This window comes from Aliiroseovarius crassostreae (assembly GCF_025137635.1).
GTDB lineage: Bacteria > Pseudomonadota > Alphaproteobacteria > Rhodobacterales > Rhodobacteraceae > Aliiroseovarius > Aliiroseovarius crassostreae.
In genome coordinates this window covers 1,382,027-1,401,391 of the sequence record NZ_CP080772.1, presented here as the reverse complement: position 1 = coordinate 1,401,391, position 19,365 = coordinate 1,382,027, and the positions used below count along the sequence as shown (strand labels likewise).

The following is a 19,365-nucleotide window of genomic DNA, read 5'->3' as shown; positions in this document are numbered from 1 at the left end:
GCTGCAACCTCCTGATTTCACGCCATTATGAGGGCAGAGCACCCGCATGTAAATGCGATTAACTCACGCGTCACCTGTTGGGGATCACACAATAACAGGCGTCGTGTGCAGTTTGTTAAGCTACGGCAGAATGAGCCCCCCCGTTGCAGGGGGGGCTCAAAGCCCTCTCCCCCTTAACGGCGGCGATCCTTGATGGATTTTCCGATTTCGTTCATGTCAAACGGTGTCGTCATATACATTTCCGAAATCCAGTTGGCATAAAGCAAATGCGCATGGCTGCGCCACCGATTTTCAGGCGTCCGGGTCGGATCATTGGCCGGATAATAGTTTATCGGGACGTTGATGGGCGCGCCCTTGGCCACATCCCGATCATACTCGCCCTTGAGGGTGAAACTGTCATATTCGAAGTGGTTGAATACATAGAGGGCCCGATGGGCTTTATCTTCGATCAGACAAGGGCCAACCTCATCCGAGCCGAGCAAGGTTTTCAACCCGGGAGCAGCGTCTACCTCATCCTGGCGCATTTCAGTCCAGCGGCTGACCGGAACCACGCAGCTATCTGAAAATCCACGCAAATAGGGCGAGGTCGTATCCAGGTTCTGTTGCGGAAAGCACCCGAATGCCTTGGCGTCGAGAATGTGTTTCTTGACCCCATGGAAATGGTAGATCATCGCCATCGCCCCCCAGCAGACACCAAAGGTGGAATGCACATTGGTCTGGGTCCAGTCAAAGATCTGACTGATTTCATCCCAATAGGTCACCTCCTCAAAAGGAAGATGTTCAATTGGCGCACCGGTGATGATCAGACCGTCAAACTTCTGATCCTTCACGTCTTCCCAGGTCTGATAGAACGCACCGATATGAGCTTCGGACGTGTTTTTCGAGATATGTTCCGATGGGCGAAGCAATGTCAGTTCGATCTGAAGCGGATGCGCGCCGATCAGGCGTGCAAACTGCGTTTCGGTCTCGATCTTTTTTGGCATCAGGTTGAGGAGGGCGATCCGCATGGGCCGGATATCCTGCTTGGCGGCCTGATCTTCCGACATGACCATCACGCCCTCATCCGTCAGCACGTCGATGGCCGGAAGGTTGGTCGGGATTTTGATGGGCATGGTTTGCTCCTGTGGGTAACGATTACGGGTAAGATGGGGTGTGCAGATGAACTGTCAAGAAAGTGGATCAGGCCGCGTCCAGCGCGGCGCCGATCATTCGGTCAAAATCATCAGGAGATTTAATCTGCGCCACATCTTCGGCACAAAGGGTGACGCCGAACTGCGCCATGTGCTGATAAAGCGGCTGGCGATGGGCAAGGGCCTGGGCATAGGTCCAGCGAATGAAGCTGTCAGGGTCAACGTCACTCTCTAACGAATTGGAATCAATTAGATATTCATTCCATGCTTTGGTAAGGAATTCCGGTTGATAGGCCATCGGTTTCGGGGCCTTGTCAAACCGGCGCACCAGTTCGGCCGTATGGCGGTCATCCCCGCGCAGCCAGACAAGGAGGCAATCTTCACTCAGCGCCTTCAGGATGGGATCATCAGCGCCAAGGGCCGGGTCAATCCACTCGCAGATCGACCCGCCGCTATCGCAAATGAAATGCGGATAGCCATAGATGCGGTCCGCCCGATCAATGAAGCTGCGCGTATCCAGAAGCGCCGAGATTTCGGCCTGTTTGAATTGCTGTTGTCTGCGACAATACTCCTCATAGGGCAGGCCGCCCTTGGCGGTGTCTCCGGGTTTGCCCAGATAGGTCGCCATGGGTTTGAGGTTCTCGAAGGTGATCTTCGACGAGATTCGAATACTGTCCGACAACAAAAGTTCACGCAGAAACGGCACTTTCATCGCTTCGGCTTTGAAGTTGTCGGCGATGTGTTCGCCCATGTATCGGGTGCCGATACGATAGTCGATCGAATAATGGAACCAGTCACCATGATCTCGCAACATGTTGGAAAGATATGTTTTTCCAAGTCCGGACATGCCAAAGAACAGCACCCGTTTGTGCGTGGCGGATTGCCAGTCCTGAGACGATTGATAAAGCATGCCTGATAGTCCCTGCTGTGCCTTGCGATTTTGTCTTTGGTAAGCTGTGGCGCGGCGGGGGTCAAATGCTTCTCGTGCGTGCGCCCCAGAAGTGACGCAGCGATGATGACAAAGCCATCACATTGTGAACAAAGAAAAAACCCCGCGCTTTCGGGCGCGGGGTTTGCATTTTGAAGGGGCGTGACGCTCAGAACGTAAAGTCGAGCGACAGGCCTGCAGCCAGAGCATCACCTTCGAAGGTCGAGCTCAGACCAGAAGATGAGGTCACGGTTTTCTTGTCAAAGGTCACATATTTCAAGCCACCCGAGATCTTATAGCCATCCCCGGTATAGCTTGCGCCCAGGCCATAAGATTTGCTGGTCCCGGTCGGAGCAAGGAACGTGGTGCCGGTATCCGAGCCTTCTTCATACCCGATTGTCGCGGCAATCGACCATCTGTCGTTCAGTTTCCGGCCGAGGCCAAGTTCATACGAGGTCGAGTCTTCGGTGAATTCCACCCAGTCGATATCGCCAAAAGCAGAGGACGTCTGCAGTTTGGTACCTGCCCAGGCCACATGGCGGATCTTACCAAACAACAGCGTGTTCTGCGCAATGCCGGTCTGGAAGTTCAGGTTGTAACTCTCCGGAACGCGCACTTTACCGGTTGCAGGGGCAAGGTTATGGGTGCCGGCCAGATCATGATCAATTGCCGAGTTATAGGTCAGGTCGACCCGCAGCGCGATGTCCGGGCGTTCATAAGCCACACCGGCCGAATAACCGAAGTCAAACGAGCTGCTCGCCTGCAAAAGCCCGTCACCGGACAGGATTTCACCGCTCACGCGTTGCGCGCGCAGGCCACCATGAACGCTGAAACCGTTCCCGAATTCGTAACGCAACAACGTGCGGATTGCTTTGCTGTCAACCAGCGCACGCCCCTGTGGGTCTGATGTCAGAGCGGTGTGAATGGGATGACCAACCGGCAGGCTGGCGCCCGCGGCCAGAAGATTGCCCAGCTGGCTCAGGGCACCGTCCTTATAACGAATATCCGCGCCATAAGGTTCATCCATCTTGATCGCAAAGCTCAGGTTTTCATTGATCTGCTTTTTGACCCCAAAGGAAAAGGTCTTGTAGTCAACTGCCGACTGCGAGAAGTCAGCAGGTCCTGCAACTGCGGTGCCTTCCACATTGGGGCTGACAGATGCGAAGGTCAGTTGAACGTGGTTGCCTTTTTCAAACAGGATAGAGATATCCTGACCCGAGCGGTCGATCCCGCCTGCAATCCCCGTGGTGGCCGTCAAAGCAACAGATGCGGCCGTTAACGCAAAACTCTTCATGTTTCCTCCCTGAGAGCAATTTGCCACTTCACCGCCAGCCAGAGTGGTGAATGGCCATCGGCGGAAAAAGGCTTATCCTGTTTTTTGTCATTGCAACGAAAACTAGAAGTTGGGCAAGGGGGCGGTCAATTATTACCTTGGGTCAGTTGCGGGCTTGCACCGAATGGCGGGTGCCAATTTACCACACTGCCTTGTTAGACACTGATTTCATTTAAAAAACAACCTATTGGAGAAACTTCCTAGGTTGATGAGATTCCCCAATACAATCAGAACGGATCCTGCCAGAAGTCCAAACCCAACGGGTTCGCCATAAAACAAGGCACCAACTGCGGCAATCAGCGGCAGCCGGACGAAATCCATCGGGATGACGAGACTTGCAGGCGCAAGCGACAGGGCACTGGTCAGGCAGAGATGGGCCAGAAGCCCAGCCAGTCCGATCAATATGAACCATGGAATGTTGGGCAAAACAGGCAGGGTGATATTGCCATCCCATCCGGCGCAGACCAAACCAAAGACGAGCTGCATGGCGGTCAACCAAAACAAGATGGTCAGGCGATTGGCAGACTGGGTTAGCTTTCGTGTCAGAATAGCGGTCAGTGCAAAGGCAATGGCAGCCAGAGCACCAACCATGGTTCCCAGCGACAGGCCGCTGTCCGGGCGGGCGATCAGCAATATTCCCAGAAATCCAACCCCGGCGGCGAGCGCCTTTCGTCCGGTCAATCGTTCCTGCAACAGAAACGGTGCGAGGATCACAACCCATAGCGGTGAGGTGAACTCCAACGCAAAGACCTGTGCCAGAGGGATCAGGGTCAAAGCGTAGAACCACAGGTTTTGCCCGGTGAAATGCGCGAGATTGCGCAGGACATGTCGCGGCAGATGGTCCCGCCCGATATGTGAGAGGCGCCCCGACAGGGTCGCATAGCCAAGCACGACGACAAAACCGACAATTGACCGATAGAGCATCAGCTCGAACGTGTCATGCTGGGCGCTGACCATTCGGCCTGCAACGGCCATTGCCGAGAAGGAGAGGATTGCGCCGCTCATCCAGATTGCCGCGCGCGTGGTTGCGGTCATCCGGGGGTCTCGGTGATTTGGTAGTGGCGGGGAATGCCTGCGGTGATCTCGGCCCAGGGTGATGCGCGCATCCGCTGCTGGTGGGCCTCAAAATCGGCACGGCTGGAAAAGCGTTCCGTAACAGTAAACCGGCCGGGAATATCTTCGTCCATGGAGACATCAAACGCCAGGCATCCCGGTTCCGCACGGGTCAGGGCAATATGCGCGGGCAGGGCGGCGGTCACCGCTGCCAGCCGGTCCTCGGGCACATCTAAATACCCGGTGAGAGATATCTGAATTTGTTCCGTCATGGTTCAGGGCTAACAAAGCCCGGATCGAAAAGCGAGTTGCAAATGAAAACGCCACCCGGTCGGGGCGGCGTTTTAACGGTCTTCTGACCTTCAGGCAGAGCCTTCAGGTGTTCGCACCTAAAATCAGGCCGCTGGACGACTGATTTTCCCCTATGGGTCGGTGCTCACTCCCACTCGATGGTGCCCGGAGGCTTCGAGGTGATGTCATAGGTGCAGCGGTTGATGCCCTTGACCTCATTGATGATCCGCGTGGCGGTTTCGCCAAGGAATTCATGGCTGAACGGGTAGTAATCCGCGGTCATCCCATCGACCGAGGTCACAGCCCGCAGCGCACAGGCATAATCATAAGTTCGCCCGTCGCCCATCACACCTACGGTGCGCACAGGCAGGATCGCCACAAAGGCCTGCCAGATCTCATCATAGAGGCCGTGTTTGCGGATCTGGTCGATGTACACCGCATCCGCTTCGCGCAGAATATCCAGTTTCTCACGGGTAATCTCGCCCGGGCAGCGAATGGCCAGGCCCGGCCCAGGGAAGGGGTGGCGACCAATAAAGCTTTGCGGCAGGCCCAGTTCGCGTCCAAGTGCGCGCACTTCGTCTTTGAAGAGTTCGCGCAGGGGTTCCACCAGTTTCAGGCCCATCTTCTCGGGCAGGCCACCCACATTGTGGTGCGACTTGATCGTGACCGAGGGACCACCGGAGAAGCTGACCGACTCGATCACATCCGGGTAAAGGGTGCCCTGTGCCAGGAATTCAGCGCCATCAATCGTATCGGCGTGTTTCTGGAACACATCAATGAACAGCTTGCCGATGATCTTGCGCTTGGTTTCCGGGTCCGACTGGCCTTCCAGTTCCCCCAGGAAAAGCTCCTGCTCATCCGCGTGAATCAGTGCCATATTATAATTGTCACGGAACATGGTGACGACTTCTTCAGCCTCACCTTTGCGCAACAGGCCATGGTCCACAAACACGCAGGTCAGCTGATCGCCAATGGCTTCGTGGATCAGCACCGCCGCGACCGAGCTGTCAACGCCGCCGGACAATCCGCAGATGACCTTCTTGTCACCAACCTGTTCGCGGATCTTGCGGATCATTTCTTCGCGATAGGCCCCCATGGTCCAGTCGCCCTTGAAGCCCGCCAGTTTCACAAACTGTTCGTAAAGCTTTGCACCGTTCGGCGTGTGGTGCACTTCGGGATGGAACTGCACCGCGTAGAAGTGACGCTCCTGATCGGCCGTGATGGCGTAAGGCGCGTTGGGTGAGGTGCCATAAACTTCGAAACCCGGTGCGATTTCAGAGACATGGTCGCCATGGCTCATCCAAACCTGTTCGTCACCTTCCGCATACCAGCCTTCCAAAAGGTCCAGTTTCTGCGTTTCCTTGACATAGGCGCGGCCAAACTCGGCGGTGCCATGGCCGCTTTCGACACGGCCTCCAAGCTGGTGCATCATCACCTGCTGCCCATAGCAGATGCCCAGAATGGGAACCCCATAGTCAAAAATCTCCTGTGGGGCGCGCGGCGACCCCTCGCGGGTCACGCTGTCGGGCCCACCGGACAAGATCACCGCTTTGGGCGCCATGTCGCGCACAAAGTCCATGGTGACATTCTGATAAGGGTGGATTTCGCAATAGACATTCAGCTCACGCAGGCGACGCGCGATAAGCTGCGTGACCTGGCTGCCGAAGTCGATGATGAGAAGGCGGTCGTGGCTCTGATCTGTCATGTCATGCCCTTATTCCAGAGGACAGTTTTTCGCAAGTCCCGAGCGCGCGGTGTTGTGAGATTCTCGGTCGATTTTCTTAACAGGTTTATAGTGCCATTCCGCCAATATGTCGTTTTTGCCCCCTACGCGCCGTTTCAGGCGGGATTTGCCGGGGCGTGCGGTATAAATCCTATGAAAACAGGATTTACACCGACATATCGGAGGAGTTGACATGACCGAAGCTCGCGCACGCAGACGGGGTCGTGGGGGCGGGGGCGCCGCCCGCCGCGCAGAACGCAGTGCAGTTTCATTCGAAACCGCCAAATATATCGAGCGCAACATTCCGAATCTCGAGATTCTGAATGATGAGGCGATTGAGATCATCGAATACAACGCCGAAACCGTTCTGGAAGAGGTCGGCGTCAATTTCGTGGAAAATCCCGCGGCTCTGGCCCGTTGGAAAGAGGCCGGGGCAGATGTCGAAGGCGAGCGCGTGCGCATCCCTCGTGGTCTGGCGCGTGAGCTGTGCAAGACCGCTCCGAGCCAGTTCACCCAACATGCCCGCAACCCGGACCGCAATGTGGTCATTGGTGGCAATAACCTGGTTCTGGCCCCGGTCTATGGCCCGCCCTTCGTGCGCGATATCGATGGCGGTCGCCGCTATGCCACGATGGAAGATTTCCGCAAATTCGTGAAGCTTGGCTATATGTCGAAATGGCTGCACCATTCGGGTGGCACGGTCTGTGAACCCACGGATGTGGCTGTGAACAAACGCCACCTCGACATGCTGATGGCGCATATGGAGCTTAGCGACAAACCGTTCATGGGGTCGGTGACCGCGCCGGAACGTGCGCAAGATACCGTCGACATGTGTGGCATCCTGTTCGGCAAGGAGTTCGTCCAGCAAAACACCGTCACCACGTCGCTGATCAACATCAACTCGCCGATGCAGTTTGATGATGTGATGATGGGCGCGCTGGAAGTGTTTGCCGAGAACAACCAGGCCGCCATTATTTCACCCTTCATCGTTGGCGGGGCCATGGCGCCTGTGTCGGTGACCGGGACGCTGACCCAGGTGCTGGCAGAAGTGATGGCCGGTGTGGCCTATTCGCAGCTGATCCGCAAAGGTGCTCCGGTGATTGCCGGTACGTTTGTATCCTCGATCGACATGAACTCGGGCGCGCCCACCTTCGGCACCCCGGAAGCGTCGAAAGTGACCTATGGCTGCGGCCAGCTGTTCCGTCGTCTGGGGCTGCCCTATCGGTCTGCCGGATCGTTCAACGGCTCAAAGCTGCCCGATGCACAGGCGGCTTATGAAACTGCCAACTCGCTGAATGCCGGTCTTCTGTCGGGCGTGAACTTCATGCTGCACTCCTGTGGCTGGCTGGAAGGCGGCCTGGTGTCGTCCTTTGAGAAGTTCGTGATGGATGCCGATCAACTGGGTGTGCTGCATGGTATTGCCAGCGGTGTGACCTCGGATGAGAACGCGCAGGCGATGGACGCCATTCGTGAGGTGGGGCCGGGCGGCCATTACCTTGGATGTGCCCACACGCAGGCCAATTTCCAGTCGGCGTTCTGGCGGTCGGATGTTCTGGACTACAAACCGTTCGAAACCTGGGAAGAGGAAGGTGGCAAGGACACCTATCAATTGGCCGCGGAAAAGGTTCAGAAAATGCTGGCGGACTATCAGCAACCGGCAATGGATCCTGCAATCCATGAGGGGCTGACCGATTTCATCGCGCAGAAAAAAGCGTCGATGCCTGACGCCTTCTCATAAGGAAAAAGCCCCGGCAAGGTTGGACTTGGCGGGGCAAGTTTCGATTTCCCTGACTGGGTTTCAGTGGCTTGGGAATGTTCTGTCTGGTTAAAGCGTTTCGGGATAAACTTGAGGCACATGTTTCTTCCGAAACGCCCACGACATTTATATCTCTTGCCGCGTTTCGGTTTTGTCCTGAGCTTTTGCTCTGTGTCAGGTTAAAACCGAAACGCTTTAGCAGGCTGGTAAGGGGTCTTAACAAAGGCCCCTTTCACTATTTCAACATTATACCCCTTTAAGCTTTCGTGGCAGCAGGCGCGCCTCGGCCATCAAGGCAATCAACACTTCCACATGTCGTCCAACCGAGTAAGAGGCATCTCCGGCCTGGCGAGTCGCTTCGAGGCGGGCCTCTTCGACAATTAACCCGTCCACCGCGGAGGCGGGCGATGGGGTGCGGGGCGATTTCATCAATCGTTTCAGATCCCTATCGCGGTTGTAATCAATCATTCCAAAACGGGCTGCGCGGATCAGAAGACGGGGGCGGCGCAGCGATTTCAAGAGGTCCAAAGCATCGGTCATACTGTTTCCTTTCGTCCTGTTGATGACAACAATACTCAACCCTAAGGGGTGTTGCGTCGCGTGATCTTAGCGAACGCAGGTTTTAATAATTGTTTCACTTTTCGCAACAAAACTGGTCCCAGCCCTGAACAATTAAGAAATCAGTAACCAAACGCGTGCTAGCAAATATACCAGTTCTGCAACCGCTAGTAGAGCGTCAACCGGAGTGGATCACCGGTTCCCGAACCACTTCAAAGGGGGACATATGGAGTTTTCGAGCTCGAAACATTTGGATATCGCGATCGGGGACATGCTTCCCTGGCTGCCGGCTGCGGTGAAACTGTATCTTGAGCATACAGAGCGGGGGGAAACCATCCGCGCTCTGGCGCGCCAGAAGGGCGTGCATGCGTCGACCGTGCTGCGTCAGGTTCAGAAAACCGAAACGCGCCGCGACGATCCCTTGATTGACAATTTTCTGACCCAGATGGCCCTGAACTGGTGTGACCAGGTTGCCCCGGCAGGAGATCTTGAGGAAAGCGATGTGCCTGTCTCGGATCTCGAAGGGAACAATGGCGTGATCGGCAAACACGCGCTCCGGGTGTTGCGGGGGCTTATGAAAGAAGGCACGCTTCTTGCGATCACCAAAGGCGTGGATACGGCCGTCGTTCTGGATTTGCGCGAAGGTGAGAACCCGGTTCAACTGTGCAAAGCGCCGCGTGAGGTCGCAGAAATTCTTGCGCTGCGAGATTGGATCAGCGGCACTTCATCAGGGGCTGTGTCGCGCTATCGGATTACCCCTGCCGGCCGCTCAGCGCTGAACAAGATGATGGCGCAGGCGGAAGGAAAGGCGTCGGGGTGCACCTCCGAAAGCGGCGCATTTTTACGCCCGGAGCGCGCAGGAAAAAATGCCTCGGCCGCATCGCGCAAACGCCGCACCGTTGGTGCAGACACGCCGCTGCGTGTTCTGGCGCGCAGCCGCTCGAATGGACAACCTTACCTGTCCGAAGATCTGGTCCAGACCGGAGACCGCATTCAACGGGATTTTGCTCTGGCTCAGCTGGAGGCGTCTCCCCAATCCGGTTGGAGTGGTGTTATGGCCGGATTGCGTCAGATGCCAACAGGTAAGGGGTCACGCGCGGACAGGATGTTGGATGCCCGCAACCGGTTTGTTGCCGCAATGGATGCGCTTGGGCCGGAACTTGGGGAAATGGTGTTGGGTGTTTGCTGCCATGAAAAGGGTATGGAGCGGATGGAAGCAGAGCTGAACATGCCCGCAAGATCCGGAAAATTCATGCTGAGGGTGGCCCTGAAATATCTGAAACGGCATTTTGACCAGGTGGGCGGAGAAGACCACGATTTGATTTATTGAAGGAACAAACAGGGCTCAAATCTGGTCAAAAATTGGGCGAAGCTGGCGGGTGAAACTGGCAAGCAAAACCCGTGCGTTGCTTGGCCCGGATTGCGAAATCACAGTGTCTCGAGACCTGTCACAATATCGAAATCCACCCCCGGCGCCTGCGCTGATATCTCTGACTTGATGACTTTGGGATTGGTGATTTCGGGGGCCATAACCCGGTATTTTCCGTGAAAACCGATTGCCTGCAGTTGCAGGGCAAGGTCCAGGCAATCAAAGCTTCGGCTCATCAGAAACGAGATCACCAATCCCGGATTGAGATGATGGATCAACTCTTCGGTAACATCGGAAAACTCGACAAAGCTGACACGGTCCCGATCCGGAAGGGGCAGGGTTTCAACATCCCCCGCTACAAGATCTCCGACTGCAAGAATATGTGACGTGTCGATCTGTGCAATCATCTCTGGTCCAGTTTTGTTGTTATGCCGCTGTGGTTTCGCGGTCTGGGGTCATATGCTGCCTTGCCGGAGACATGTCGCTATTTATAGAGGGTGTTGTGGAGGTTTCAATTCTCCTTTCAGGTGAAATTTGACCGGGTGCCAATTCCCCCTCTTTACAGGTCGTCAAATTCGGGCGCAAAACTTGGCGAAACATGGCAACACCAAACTGAGGAGTGTGGATTTGGCCAGTGCGGGAAAATATAACGCCATCCCCATTCCGATCATGGAAATTGCAGCGGATGGGCAGATTTGCGAATTGAACGGCGCAGGGCAGGACCTGTTCGGTGCACGGGCGCTTGGCAGATTATATGCTGCGGTGCTGCGCCAGCCGGTTTTATTGGCGCGGATTGAAAATGCACTGACAGGAGAGCTGGCATCGCCAGTTCGCTATCTGACAAATGAAGCCACGCGCGACGTGATATATGAAACCCACGTGACGCCCGGTCTTCAGGGAAGTGTTGTGCTCAGTTTTCTGGATATCACCCATAAGGAAGAGGCCGGGCAGATGCGGGCTGATTTCGTGGCAAATGTCAGCCACGAACTGCGCACGCCCCTGACGGCCCTGTCCGGTTTCATTGAAACCTTGCGTGGACCGGCACGAGATGATGCCGAGGCCCGTCTTCGTTTTCTGGACATTATGGAACAGGAAGCTGGCCGGATGAACCGGCTGGTTGGCGATTTGCTGTCTCTCAGTCGGGTGGAAGATATGGAGCGGGTGCGTCCGACCGATCCGCAGCCCATTCGTGAAATCCTTGCGGCGGCTGTCAGCATGTTGAAGCCGCAGGTTGACGAACAGGACGTGACGTTGAACCTGTCACTTCCACAGGATGTTGACGATAAGGTTCCCGGGGACCGCGATCAGCTTCTTCAGGTTTTTACCAATCTGATCGAGAACGCGGTGAAATACGGGCGCAAAGGCGGGATTGTGGAGATCCTCCTGGAAACCCGTATGGACCAGCCGGGCATGAAAGGTCCGGTTCTTTCCGTCACGGTTGCCGACCAGGGGGAAGGCATCGCCGCCCATCATATCGGGCGATTGACCGAGCGTTTTTACCGGGTAGATGGGCACAGATCCCGTGAAATGGGCGGCACTGGTCTTGGTCTGGCAATCGTCAAGCATATCCTGAACAGGCATCGTGGTCGGCTCAGGATTGAAAGTGACGTGGGGAAAGGCAGCCGCTTTATCGTGACATTGCCGCGCATAGGTTGAGTTTTATATGGACAAAGCACACCAATAAATTGTTAGATCCTGCAAAATTTAAATTAACCAGTAATTTTGCGGTGGCAAAAACACATGGATATACACCAGTCCGACGCCGTATCTCTTCCTTCACCGACCAAAGGTTCTCTTGGTCAACGGGGCATGCCGGACCTGCACGATACCAAACAGCTCGCACAATGGGTTGCGTTGGTGGCCGAGGTGATGATGCTGGCGGTCTGCCTGCGGTATCTGATGATCGGGGCATATCTGCCGGCTTTCGTTTCAGCCGTTCCAGTTGGTTTGATCATTTTGGATCAGATCGCTTTTCTGAAATCCAGAAGCTTGCCCATTGCCCCTAATGTGATTCTTCTTGTTATTGCCGTGGCCCAGTTGAGCGTGGCCAACCTGATGACAAGTTCGACCCTGATCTGGACCTTTCCCACCCTTGTCGGGTCCTTCCTGATCGCAAGAACGGGGGTTGTGAACCTTTATGCCGGCATCATGCTGACCTGCGGAACTGCCATCATCTATATCGAGGGGGATTTGAGCTTTGCTTTGCGGTTTGCACCCGCTTTTGCCGGAACATGGGGGTTTTTGCTTATTCTCGTTCAGGTGATGAACGGATTGCGGTTTCGGGCCTGGCAGCAAAGCATCACGGACCCGCTGACAGGGTGTTACAATCGGCGCTATCTTGATCAGTATCTTGATGTTCATATCAAAACCGGACGGGTTGCTATGCTGGTGATTGATATGGATAATTTCAAGCAGCTCAATGATGCGAAAGGGCATGTGGCCGGGGATAAAGCCCTGTGCCGTCTCGTTGAGATCGTGCATTCCAGCTGGGCAAGCGAGGCGATTTGCTTTCGTCTTGGCGGCGATGAATTCGTTCTGTTGCTACAGCTTCCGGCGCGCAGCAGGGAGCATATGAGCCTGCGGGAACAGGATCGCCACCTGACCCAGCTGGGCCAGAAAATTACAGATGTTTTAAATCAGGAAACCAGCTTTTCGGTATCAAGTGGTTTGACGCATTTCAACTGGCCTTGTGATCTGGAAGCGGTGTATCGACGGGCGGATACCGCGCTTTATGCTTCGAAAGACCAAGGGCGGCGGCAAATGTCCGTGGCGGATGCGTTGCCCTCGGCCCCTGAACACACGGTTTCCGTGCCTGCCAGGGTTCAAGACGCTCTTTCCTGAACGGATCCGTGGGCTGAAGTTCATAAAAATGTCACCTGTCATACTCCTGTTACACAAGCGTCACAAAAGCTTTGTCCAAGCGCATTAGCACGGCGCCAGGTCACCAAGGCTGGTGACATGATGAAAACAGGAGAAGACAATGTCTTTCGTGAAACTGACCGCTTCCGCACTGGCCATTTCGGCCGCAACCGCAACCGTTGCTACCGCTCGTGATCAGGTGCAGGTTGCTGGGTCGTCCACTGTTCTGCCCTATGCGTCGATTGTGGCCGAGGCGTTTGGTGAAAACTTCGATTTCCCGACCCCGGTTGTTGAATCAGGTGGGTCGTCGGCTGGCCTGAAACGCTTCTGCGAAGGTGTTGGTGAAAACACCATCGACGTGGCCAACGCCTCGCGCAAGATCAAGGATAAAGAGATCGCTAAATGCGCCGAAGCAGGTGTGAAAGACATCATCGAAGTGCGCATCGGTTATGATGGCATCGTGTTTGCCTCGCAACTGACCGGCCCGGACTTCTCGGCCTTTGAACCGGCTGACATCTACAATGCGCTTGGTGCGCAGGTGATGGTGGATGGCAAGCTGGTTGATAACAGCTTTGCCACCTGGAACGCGTTCAACGCAAGCCTTCCCGCCGTTGATATTGCCGCTTTCATTCCCGGCACGAAGCACGGCACCCGCGAAGTGTTCGAAGTGAAGGTGATGGAAGCAGGGTGCAAGGCCACCGGTGCGTATGACGCGTTCCTGGCGATGGCCGAAGGTGACAGCGATAAGGCGAAAGCCAAAGCTGCCAAGAAAATGTGCTACAAGGTGCGCACCGACGGCAAATCGGTGGATATCGACGGCGACTATACCGAAACCCTCGCTTCGATCGATGCCAACAAAGACGGCATCGGCATCTTCGGCCTGGCGTTTTACGAAAACAACACCGATACGCTGCAAGTGGCGACCATGTCTGGTGTGACCCCGTCGACCGACACAATTGCAACCGGCGAATACCCGGTGTCGCGCCCGCTTTATTTCTACATCAAGAAAGCCCATATCGGCGTGATCCCGGGCCTGAAGGAATATGCCGAATTCTTCGTCTCGGACGAGATTGCCGGCCCGGATGGTCCGCTGTCGGAATACGGTCTGGTGGCCGACCCGGAACTGGCTGCAACCCAGGAAGCTGTCGCCTCAGAAACTGCTCTGACCCACTAAATCTCTCTGGTGGCGCGGGGGCCTTCCCTGCGTCACCACCCCCCACCGGATCGGGGTAAGGTCCGCTTTTTCCATATGAGACAGGTCCAATGTCTGCTTTCACCCTTCTCCTGATCATACTGGCCTTGGCTGTCATCGGATTTGCCATTGGCCGGGGCAGGGCGCTCAAATCGGTTCAGGGGGATCGTCGGCGCCTGCATTCTCTGCCCAACTATTATGGTTTCAATGTCGCCATGCTGGCCTTTGTGCCAGCGGTTCTGGTTCTGGCCTTGTGGGTCGTCGCGCAACCGCTGGTCATAAACGGGGCTGTGTCCTCGATGATCCCTGAAAGCGCGTATGACGATGCGGGGGCTCTCAACCTGATCATGAGTGATGTGAAACGCGTCTCCGAAGGGTTGGAGGTCGCACTGGATCAGGGCGTGCTGGCGCGGGACGGGGTGCAAACCCTGTCGACGACAACAACTGACATCCGCGCTTTGCTGGCTGAGGTCGGTGTCGCCCTTGGATCGGATGTCAGCGAAGAGGTTCTCATCGCTGCCCGTGCCTACCGAGAGAAAACACAGACAGGAAATTGGGTGATGACGGGGGGTGTCCTCGTGATTGCTCTGGCCGGGTTCCTGGCAGCCTTGCTCAAAACCCATGGGGATCTGCGCGCCCGCAACCTGGTTGAACGCGGTATTCTTGCCGTTCTGGTTGGTGCGGCATCGATTGCAATCCTGACCACGCTGGGCATTGTTTTGTCGTTGATTTTCAACACGATCAGCTTTTTTGGCATGTTTCCGATTTCGGATTTCCTGTTCGGCCTGACCTGGTCCCCCGAAGGGCGGGGCGGTTCTGAACATCTGGGCATCCTGCCGCTTCTTTGGGGCACCATTTACATCTCGATCGTGGCCCTTGCGGTGGCAGTTCCGATCGGATTGTTCGCCGCAATTTACCTGTCGGAATATGCAAATGCCAAAACCCGCGCGGTTGCCAAACCATTGCTTGAGGTTCTGGCAGGCATTCCAACCATTGTTTACGGTCTGTTTGCCCTGACCGTGGTGGGGCCCCTGCTGGTTGAAGTGTTTGGCCGGGATGGGCTGAGCTGGATGCAGGGTGCGCGCTCGGTGATGACGGCGGGGCTTGTGATGGGCATCATGCTGATCCCCTTCGTGTCATCCCTGTCCGATGACATCATCAATGCTGTGCCACAGGCCATGCGTGACGGGTCTTACGGGTTGGGTGCAACCCAGTCGGAAACCGTGCGCCAGGTGGTTCTGCCCGCGGCCCTTCCTGGCATTGTCGGCGCCATCCTTCTTGCCGCAAGCCGGGCGATTGGCGAAACCATGATTGTGGTGATGGGGGCAGGGGCGGCCGCCCGCCTGTCGATGAACCCATTTGAAGCAATGACCACGGTGACCGCCAAAATCGTTTCGCAATTGACGGGGGATGCGGATTTCGCCTCGCCCGAGGCGCTGGTGGCCTTTGCCCTGGGCATGACCCTTTTCATTCTCACACTCGGGCTGAATGTGGTGGCACTGATGATCGTGCGCAAATATCGGGAGCAATATGAATGACCGACTTTACCGCAACTGGCCTGTCTGGAAAGGACCTGCCGGAACAGGCCAGACAGGGTTCGTCTTCGCTTCTTGAACAAGATGAACGCACCCGCAAACGTAATGCGTCAGAGCGCCGTTTCCGAGCCTATGGTATCAGTGCCATCGCAATCGGCCTTGTCTTCCTGATTGTCCTGATCTCGTCGATTTTTTTCAAAGGGGTCGGCGCGTTCCAGCAGACCACCATCACCTTGCAGGTCGAACTGCTGGAAGCCAAGCTGGACAAGTCCGGTCAAAGGGACATCGAAAAGATCAAGAAGGTCACGACCTTTGGCTACAACCCGCTGATTGACGCAGCGATCAAACGGGCGCTGGATGCGGCCGGGGTCGAAAGCCCGTTCAAGAAGGGCAAGGAACTTCGCAAGCTCCTGTCCTCTGGCGCTGCGGCACAGATCCGTGATTTTGTCATCGCCAACCCGGACCGCATTGGGGACACGGTGGAATTCAAGCTGCTGGCCTCGTCGCGGGTGGATGGATACCTGAAGGACCGAGTGAGCCGGGACAGCCTTGCACGCGACAAGAACCTGACCCCGGATCACCTGGATCTGGTGGATGGGCTGCGCGCCGCGGGGTCGCTGCGCAAAAGCTTCAATCTTGGTTTCATAACCGGGGCGGATGCCTCTGAAAGCCGTCCTGAACAGGCCGGGATCGGGGTGTCGATGTTGGGCAGCTTCTACATGATGCTTGTCGTGTTGGCTGCGGCGTTGCCGATTGGTGTTGCCGCGTCGATTTACCTTGAGGAGTTCGCACGGCAAAACTGGTTTACCGACCTGATCGAGGTAAATATCTCAAACCTCGCCGCTGTTCCGTCAATTGTGTTTGGTATCCTTGGTCTGGCGGTGTTCATTCAATTTGCCCATCTGCCGCAATCTGCGCCGCTGGTCGGGGGATTGGTGCTTACGCTGATGACCCTGCCGACGATCATCATTTCGACCCGGGCATCGTTGAAAGCGGTGCCGCCCTCGATCCGCGAGGCCGCCTTGGGCATCGGGGCGTCCAAGATGCAGACGGTGTTTCACCATGTTCTGCCACTGGCCATGCCCGGCATTCTGACCGGCACGATCATTGGTCTGGCGCAGGCGCTTGGTGAAACGGCCCCGCTGCTTCTGATCGGCATGGTTGGCTATATTGCCTCAAACCGCCCGGATGGGATCATTGAGGGGTTCCTCAGCCCCAACTCGGCCATGCCAGCGCAGATCTATGAATGGGCAAAACGGGCGGACCCGGCCTATTACGAACGCGCCTGGGGTGGGATCATCATCTTGCTCGCGTTCCTGATGAGCATGAATATCATCGCAATCCTTCTGCGCCGCCGGTTCGAGCGCCGCTGGTAAGAGAGGGGATAAACACATGAACGATATGACGAAAATCGAAAGCACCGTGGATATGAAAACCACCAAGATCTCGGCCCGCGACGTGCAGGTCCATTACGGTGACACCCATGCGATCAAGGACGTGAATGTCGAGATCGAGGACAAGACCGTGACCGCCTTTATCGGGCCGTCGGGCTGCGGGAAATCGACCTTCCTGCGCTGTCTGAACCGGATGAATGACACGATCGACATCTGTCGCGTGTCCGGTGACATCCTGCTTGATGGCGAGGATATTTATGACAAACGCGTCGATCCGGTGCAGCTGCGCGCCAAGGTTGGCATGGTGTTTCAGAAGCCCAACCCGTTCCCCAAGTCGATCTATGACAATATCGCCTATGGGCCGCGCATTCATGGCCTTGCCAGGAACAAAGCGGAACTGGATGAAATTGTTGAGAAATCCTTGCGTCGCGGCGCAATCTGGGACGAGGTGAAGGATCGGCTTCATGCGCCTGGCACCGGCCTGTCGGGGGGGCAGCAGCAGCGTCTGTGCATTGCCCGCGCCGTGGCCACGGAGCCCGAGGTTCTGCTGATGGATGAGCCCTGCTCGGCGCTGGATCCGATTGCCACCGCTCAGGTGGAAGAACTGATTGACGAGTTGCGCGAGAAATTTGCAGTGGTGATCGTTACCCACTCAATGCAACAAGCCGCGCGGGTCAGCCAGAAAACCGCCTTCTTCCATCTGGGCAACCTGGTGGAATATGATGACACGACCAAGATTTTTACCAATCCCGAGGACAGCCGCACCGAAGCGTATATCACGGGCCGGATCGGATAAGGGCAGGGGACCAGACAATGATTGATCAACATATCGCTTCCGCGTTTGACCGTGACCTTGAAGAAATTCAGGCGCATGTGATGAAAATGGGCGGGCTGGTCGAAGACAGCATCCGCGAAGGGGCCAGATCGCTGAAAATGCGTGATGAGGAACTGGCGGAAAAGGTTCGCAAGGCAGACAAGCAGATTGATGCGCTTGACACCAAGATTCAGGAAGAATGCGCACGCCTTCTGGCCCTACGTCAGCCGATTGCCTCGGATCTGCGGACCGTTCTCACCGTGATGCGGGTGGCCGCGAACCTTGAGCGTGTTGGCGATTATGCCAAGAACATGGCCAAGCGCACCACGGTTCTGGTGCATATGCAACCGATTGACGGGGCATCTGGGGCGATCAAGCGGATGGCGAAGGAAGTGCGGCTTATGCTGTCGGATGTTCTTGATGCCTATATCCGTCGTGATGTGGATCTGGCACAGGATGTGCGCCACCGGGATATTGAAGTGGACCAGATGTATAACGCTCTGTTTCGTGAATTCCTGACCTTCATGATGGAGGATCCACGCAATATTTCCTCCTGTATGCATCTGCATTTCATCGCTAAGAATATCGAACGGATGGGGGATCACGTGACCTCAATCGCTGATCAGGTGATCTATCTTGTGACGGGTGAAATGCCGGAAGAGGCCCGACCAAAGGGAAATTCGGTCAACTATAACCTGGAGGCACAAATGGGGTTGGAGCGCGAAACATGAGCACGTCCAAACCCTGTATCCTTTTGGTCGAAGACGAACCCGCCCAACGCGAAATCCTGCGCTACAATCTGACCTCAGAGGGATATGAGGTGATGATGGCGAGCAATGGGGATGATGCGCTGGTCATGGTGGATGAGGTCATGCCCGACCTGATCTTGCTGGACTGGATGCTGCCCGGAGTATCAGGGATCGAGATCTGTCGTCAGATCAAAGCCCGGAAGGAAACACGCACGATCCCGGTGATCATGCTGTCGGCGCGATCCGAGGAGATGGACCGGGTGCGCGGGCTGGAAACCGGGGCTGACGACTATATGGTCAAACCTTTTTCGGTGTCTGAATTGATGGCGCGCATTCGGACCCAGCTGCGCCGCACCCGCCCGGCGGCCATTGGTCAACAGCTTGAGTTCGAAGGGATTGTGCTGGATGGGGACAGTCATCGCGTAACCCGTGATGGCGAACCGATTAAACTTGGTCCCACCGAATTTCGCCTGTTATCAACCCTGATTGAAAAACCGGGGCGGGTCTGGAGCCGCGAGCAGCTGCTCGACCGGGTCTGGGGCCGGGATGTCTATGTCGACACCCGCACGGTGGATGTGCATGTGGGACGGTTGCGCAAGGCGCTGTGCAAACATGGGGGCGAAGATCCCCTCCGCACGGTTCGAGGAACCGGGTATTCCCTTGGTTGAGGGGTAGAACTGA

The 19,365-nt window shown here is 56.1% G+C and carries 18 protein-coding genes; 10 read left to right on the top strand and 8 right to left on the bottom strand.

The annotated features are described in order from the left end of the window. Positions 1-173: 173 nt before the first annotated feature. The 6 genes from metA to guaA form a co-directional block, all read right to left on the bottom strand. A complete protein-coding gene (gene metA / locus K3J57_RS06655) occupies positions 174-1,112 on the bottom strand; it encodes a homoserine O-acetyltransferase MetA (protein WP_173487137.1) in 939 nt (312 codons plus the stop codon). Between the two features lie 67 nt (positions 1,113-1,179). Beyond that, positions 1,180-2,040, bottom strand: a complete 861-nt coding sequence (locus K3J57_RS06650; protein WP_259797611.1) for an ATPase — start codon at positions 2,038-2,040, stop codon at positions 1,180-1,182. A 187-nt stretch (positions 2,041-2,227) separates the two neighbouring features. Next, a complete protein-coding gene (locus tag K3J57_RS06645) occupies positions 2,228-3,352 on the bottom strand; it encodes an OmpP1/FadL family transporter (protein WP_259797609.1) in 1,125 nt (374 codons plus the stop codon). 207 nt (positions 3,353-3,559) lie between these two features. Further along, entirely contained in the window at positions 3,560-4,426 is an 867-nt protein-coding gene (locus K3J57_RS06640; protein WP_259786822.1) for a DMT family transporter, read from the bottom strand. Continuing rightward, positions 4,423-4,716, bottom strand: a complete 294-nt coding sequence (locus K3J57_RS06635) for a putative quinol monooxygenase (RefSeq protein ID WP_259794583.1) — start codon at positions 4,714-4,716, stop codon at positions 4,423-4,425. Before K3J57_RS06635 ends, K3J57_RS06640 begins: the two co-directional genes overlap by 4 nt. A 164-nt stretch (positions 4,717-4,880) precedes the next feature. Continuing rightward, positions 4,881-6,440 carry a glutamine-hydrolyzing GMP synthase gene (gene guaA / locus K3J57_RS06630; RefSeq protein WP_259779076.1) on the bottom strand — a complete coding sequence of 520 codons (1,560 nt, stop codon included), beginning with the start codon at positions 6,438-6,440 and terminating at the stop codon, positions 4,881-4,883. A 211-nt stretch (positions 6,441-6,651) separates the two neighbouring features. Here guaA and K3J57_RS06625 point away from each other — a divergent pair, with 211 nt between their 5' ends. Next, positions 6,652-8,196, top strand: a complete 1,545-nt coding sequence (locus K3J57_RS06625; RefSeq protein WP_259777285.1) for a trimethylamine methyltransferase family protein — start codon at positions 6,652-6,654, stop codon at positions 8,194-8,196. A gap of 264 nt (positions 8,197-8,460) precedes the next feature. Here K3J57_RS06625 and K3J57_RS06620 read toward each other — a convergent pair whose 3' ends face one another. Continuing rightward, positions 8,461-8,754 carry a DUF6477 family protein gene (locus tag K3J57_RS06620; RefSeq protein WP_055192159.1) on the bottom strand — a complete coding sequence of 98 codons (294 nt, stop codon included), beginning with the start codon at positions 8,752-8,754 and terminating at the stop codon, positions 8,461-8,463. 244 nt (positions 8,755-8,998) lie between these two features. Here K3J57_RS06620 and K3J57_RS06615 point away from each other — a divergent pair, with 244 nt between their 5' ends. Further along, on the top strand, positions 8,999-10,102 hold the full coding sequence (locus tag K3J57_RS06615; protein WP_259786820.1) for a DUF6456 domain-containing protein: 1,104 nt from the start codon (positions 8,999-9,001) through the stop codon (positions 10,100-10,102). A gap of 98 nt (positions 10,103-10,200) precedes the next feature. On the opposite strand, the gene K3J57_RS06610 is transcribed toward K3J57_RS06615, so the two are convergent. After that, on the bottom strand, positions 10,201-10,548 hold the full coding sequence (locus tag K3J57_RS06610) for a hypothetical protein (protein WP_259794581.1): 348 nt from the start codon (positions 10,546-10,548) through the stop codon (positions 10,201-10,203). Positions 10,549-10,768: 220 nt separating this feature from the next. Here K3J57_RS06610 and K3J57_RS06605 point away from each other — a divergent pair, with 220 nt between their 5' ends. The 8 genes from K3J57_RS06605 (at position 10,769) to phoB (ending at position 19,352) form a co-directional block, all read left to right on the top strand. Then, entirely contained in the window at positions 10,769-11,797 is a 1,029-nt protein-coding gene (locus K3J57_RS06605; protein ID WP_259797606.1) for an ATP-binding protein, read from the top strand. 153 nt (positions 11,798-11,950) lie between these two features. After that, the gene (locus K3J57_RS06600) at positions 11,951-12,982 is read left to right on the top strand and encodes a GGDEF domain-containing protein (RefSeq protein ID WP_259797604.1); all 1,032 of its coding nucleotides are present in this window, start codon (positions 11,951-11,953) and stop codon (positions 12,980-12,982) included. Positions 12,983-13,121: 139 nt separating this feature from the next. Then, entirely contained in the window at positions 13,122-14,174 is a 1,053-nt protein-coding gene (locus tag K3J57_RS06595) for a substrate-binding domain-containing protein (RefSeq protein ID WP_259794575.1), read from the top strand. A gap of 89 nt (positions 14,175-14,263) precedes the next feature. Further along, positions 14,264-15,730, top strand: a complete 1,467-nt coding sequence (pstC, locus tag K3J57_RS06590) for a phosphate ABC transporter permease subunit PstC (RefSeq protein WP_259797603.1) — start codon at positions 14,264-14,266, stop codon at positions 15,728-15,730. Further along, complete coding sequence (gene pstA, locus K3J57_RS06585) at positions 15,727-17,103, top strand: phosphate ABC transporter permease PstA (RefSeq protein ID WP_259794572.1); 1,377 nt, start codon at positions 15,727-15,729, stop codon at positions 17,101-17,103. Before pstC ends, pstA begins: the two co-directional genes overlap by 4 nt. A gap of 16 nt (positions 17,104-17,119) precedes the next feature. Next, entirely contained in the window at positions 17,120-17,917 is a 798-nt protein-coding gene (pstB, locus tag K3J57_RS06580; RefSeq protein ID WP_055192175.1) for a phosphate ABC transporter ATP-binding protein PstB, read from the top strand. Between the two features lie 17 nt (positions 17,918-17,934). Then, a complete protein-coding gene (gene phoU, locus K3J57_RS06575; protein WP_055192177.1) occupies positions 17,935-18,666 on the top strand; it encodes a phosphate signaling complex protein PhoU in 732 nt (243 codons plus the stop codon). After that, entirely contained in the window at positions 18,663-19,352 is a 690-nt protein-coding gene (gene phoB, locus K3J57_RS06570; protein WP_173487152.1) for a phosphate regulon transcriptional regulator PhoB, read from the top strand. The genes phoU and phoB overlap by 4 nt, the downstream gene beginning before the upstream one ends. Positions 19,353-19,365 lie beyond the last annotated feature (13 nt).

Bases quoted from the DNA above. Each gene is read 5' to 3' on its own strand.
- metA (WP_173487137.1), bottom strand. From the start codon at position 1,112: ATGCCCATCAAAATCCCGACCAACCTTCCGGCCATCGACGTGCTGACG.
- K3J57_RS06650 (WP_259797611.1), bottom strand. From the start codon at position 2,040: ATGCTTTATCAATCGTCTCAGGACTGGCAATCCGCCACGCACAAACGG.
- K3J57_RS06645 (WP_259797609.1), bottom strand. From the start codon at position 3,352: ATGAAGAGTTTTGCGTTAACGGCCGCATCTGTTGCTTTGACGGCCACC.
- K3J57_RS06640 (WP_259786822.1), bottom strand. From the start codon at position 4,426: ATGACCGCAACCACGCGCGCGGCAATCTGGATGAGCGGCGCAATCCTC.
- K3J57_RS06635 (WP_259794583.1), bottom strand. From the start codon at position 4,716: ATGACGGAACAAATTCAGATATCTCTCACCGGGTATTTAGATGTGCCC.
- guaA (WP_259779076.1), bottom strand. From the start codon at position 6,440: ATGACAGATCAGAGCCACGACCGCCTTCTCATCATCGACTTCGGCAGC.
- K3J57_RS06625 (WP_259777285.1), top strand. From the start codon at position 6,652: ATGACCGAAGCTCGCGCACGCAGACGGGGTCGTGGGGGCGGGGGCGCC.
- K3J57_RS06620 (WP_055192159.1), bottom strand. From the start codon at position 8,754: ATGACCGATGCTTTGGACCTCTTGAAATCGCTGCGCCGCCCCCGTCTT.
- K3J57_RS06615 (WP_259786820.1), top strand. From the start codon at position 8,999: ATGGAGTTTTCGAGCTCGAAACATTTGGATATCGCGATCGGGGACATG.
- K3J57_RS06610 (WP_259794581.1), bottom strand. From the start codon at position 10,548: ATGATTGCACAGATCGACACGTCACATATTCTTGCAGTCGGAGATCTT.
- K3J57_RS06600 (WP_259797604.1), top strand. From the start codon at position 11,951: ATGCCGGACCTGCACGATACCAAACAGCTCGCACAATGGGTTGCGTTG.
- K3J57_RS06595 (WP_259794575.1), top strand. From the start codon at position 13,122: ATGTCTTTCGTGAAACTGACCGCTTCCGCACTGGCCATTTCGGCCGCA.
- pstC (WP_259797603.1), top strand. From the start codon at position 14,264: ATGTCTGCTTTCACCCTTCTCCTGATCATACTGGCCTTGGCTGTCATC.
- pstA (WP_259794572.1), top strand. From the start codon at position 15,727: ATGACCGACTTTACCGCAACTGGCCTGTCTGGAAAGGACCTGCCGGAA.
- pstB (WP_055192175.1), top strand. From the start codon at position 17,120: ATGAACGATATGACGAAAATCGAAAGCACCGTGGATATGAAAACCACC.
- phoU (WP_055192177.1), top strand. From the start codon at position 17,935: ATGATTGATCAACATATCGCTTCCGCGTTTGACCGTGACCTTGAAGAA.
- phoB (WP_173487152.1), top strand. From the start codon at position 18,663: ATGAGCACGTCCAAACCCTGTATCCTTTTGGTCGAAGACGAACCCGCC.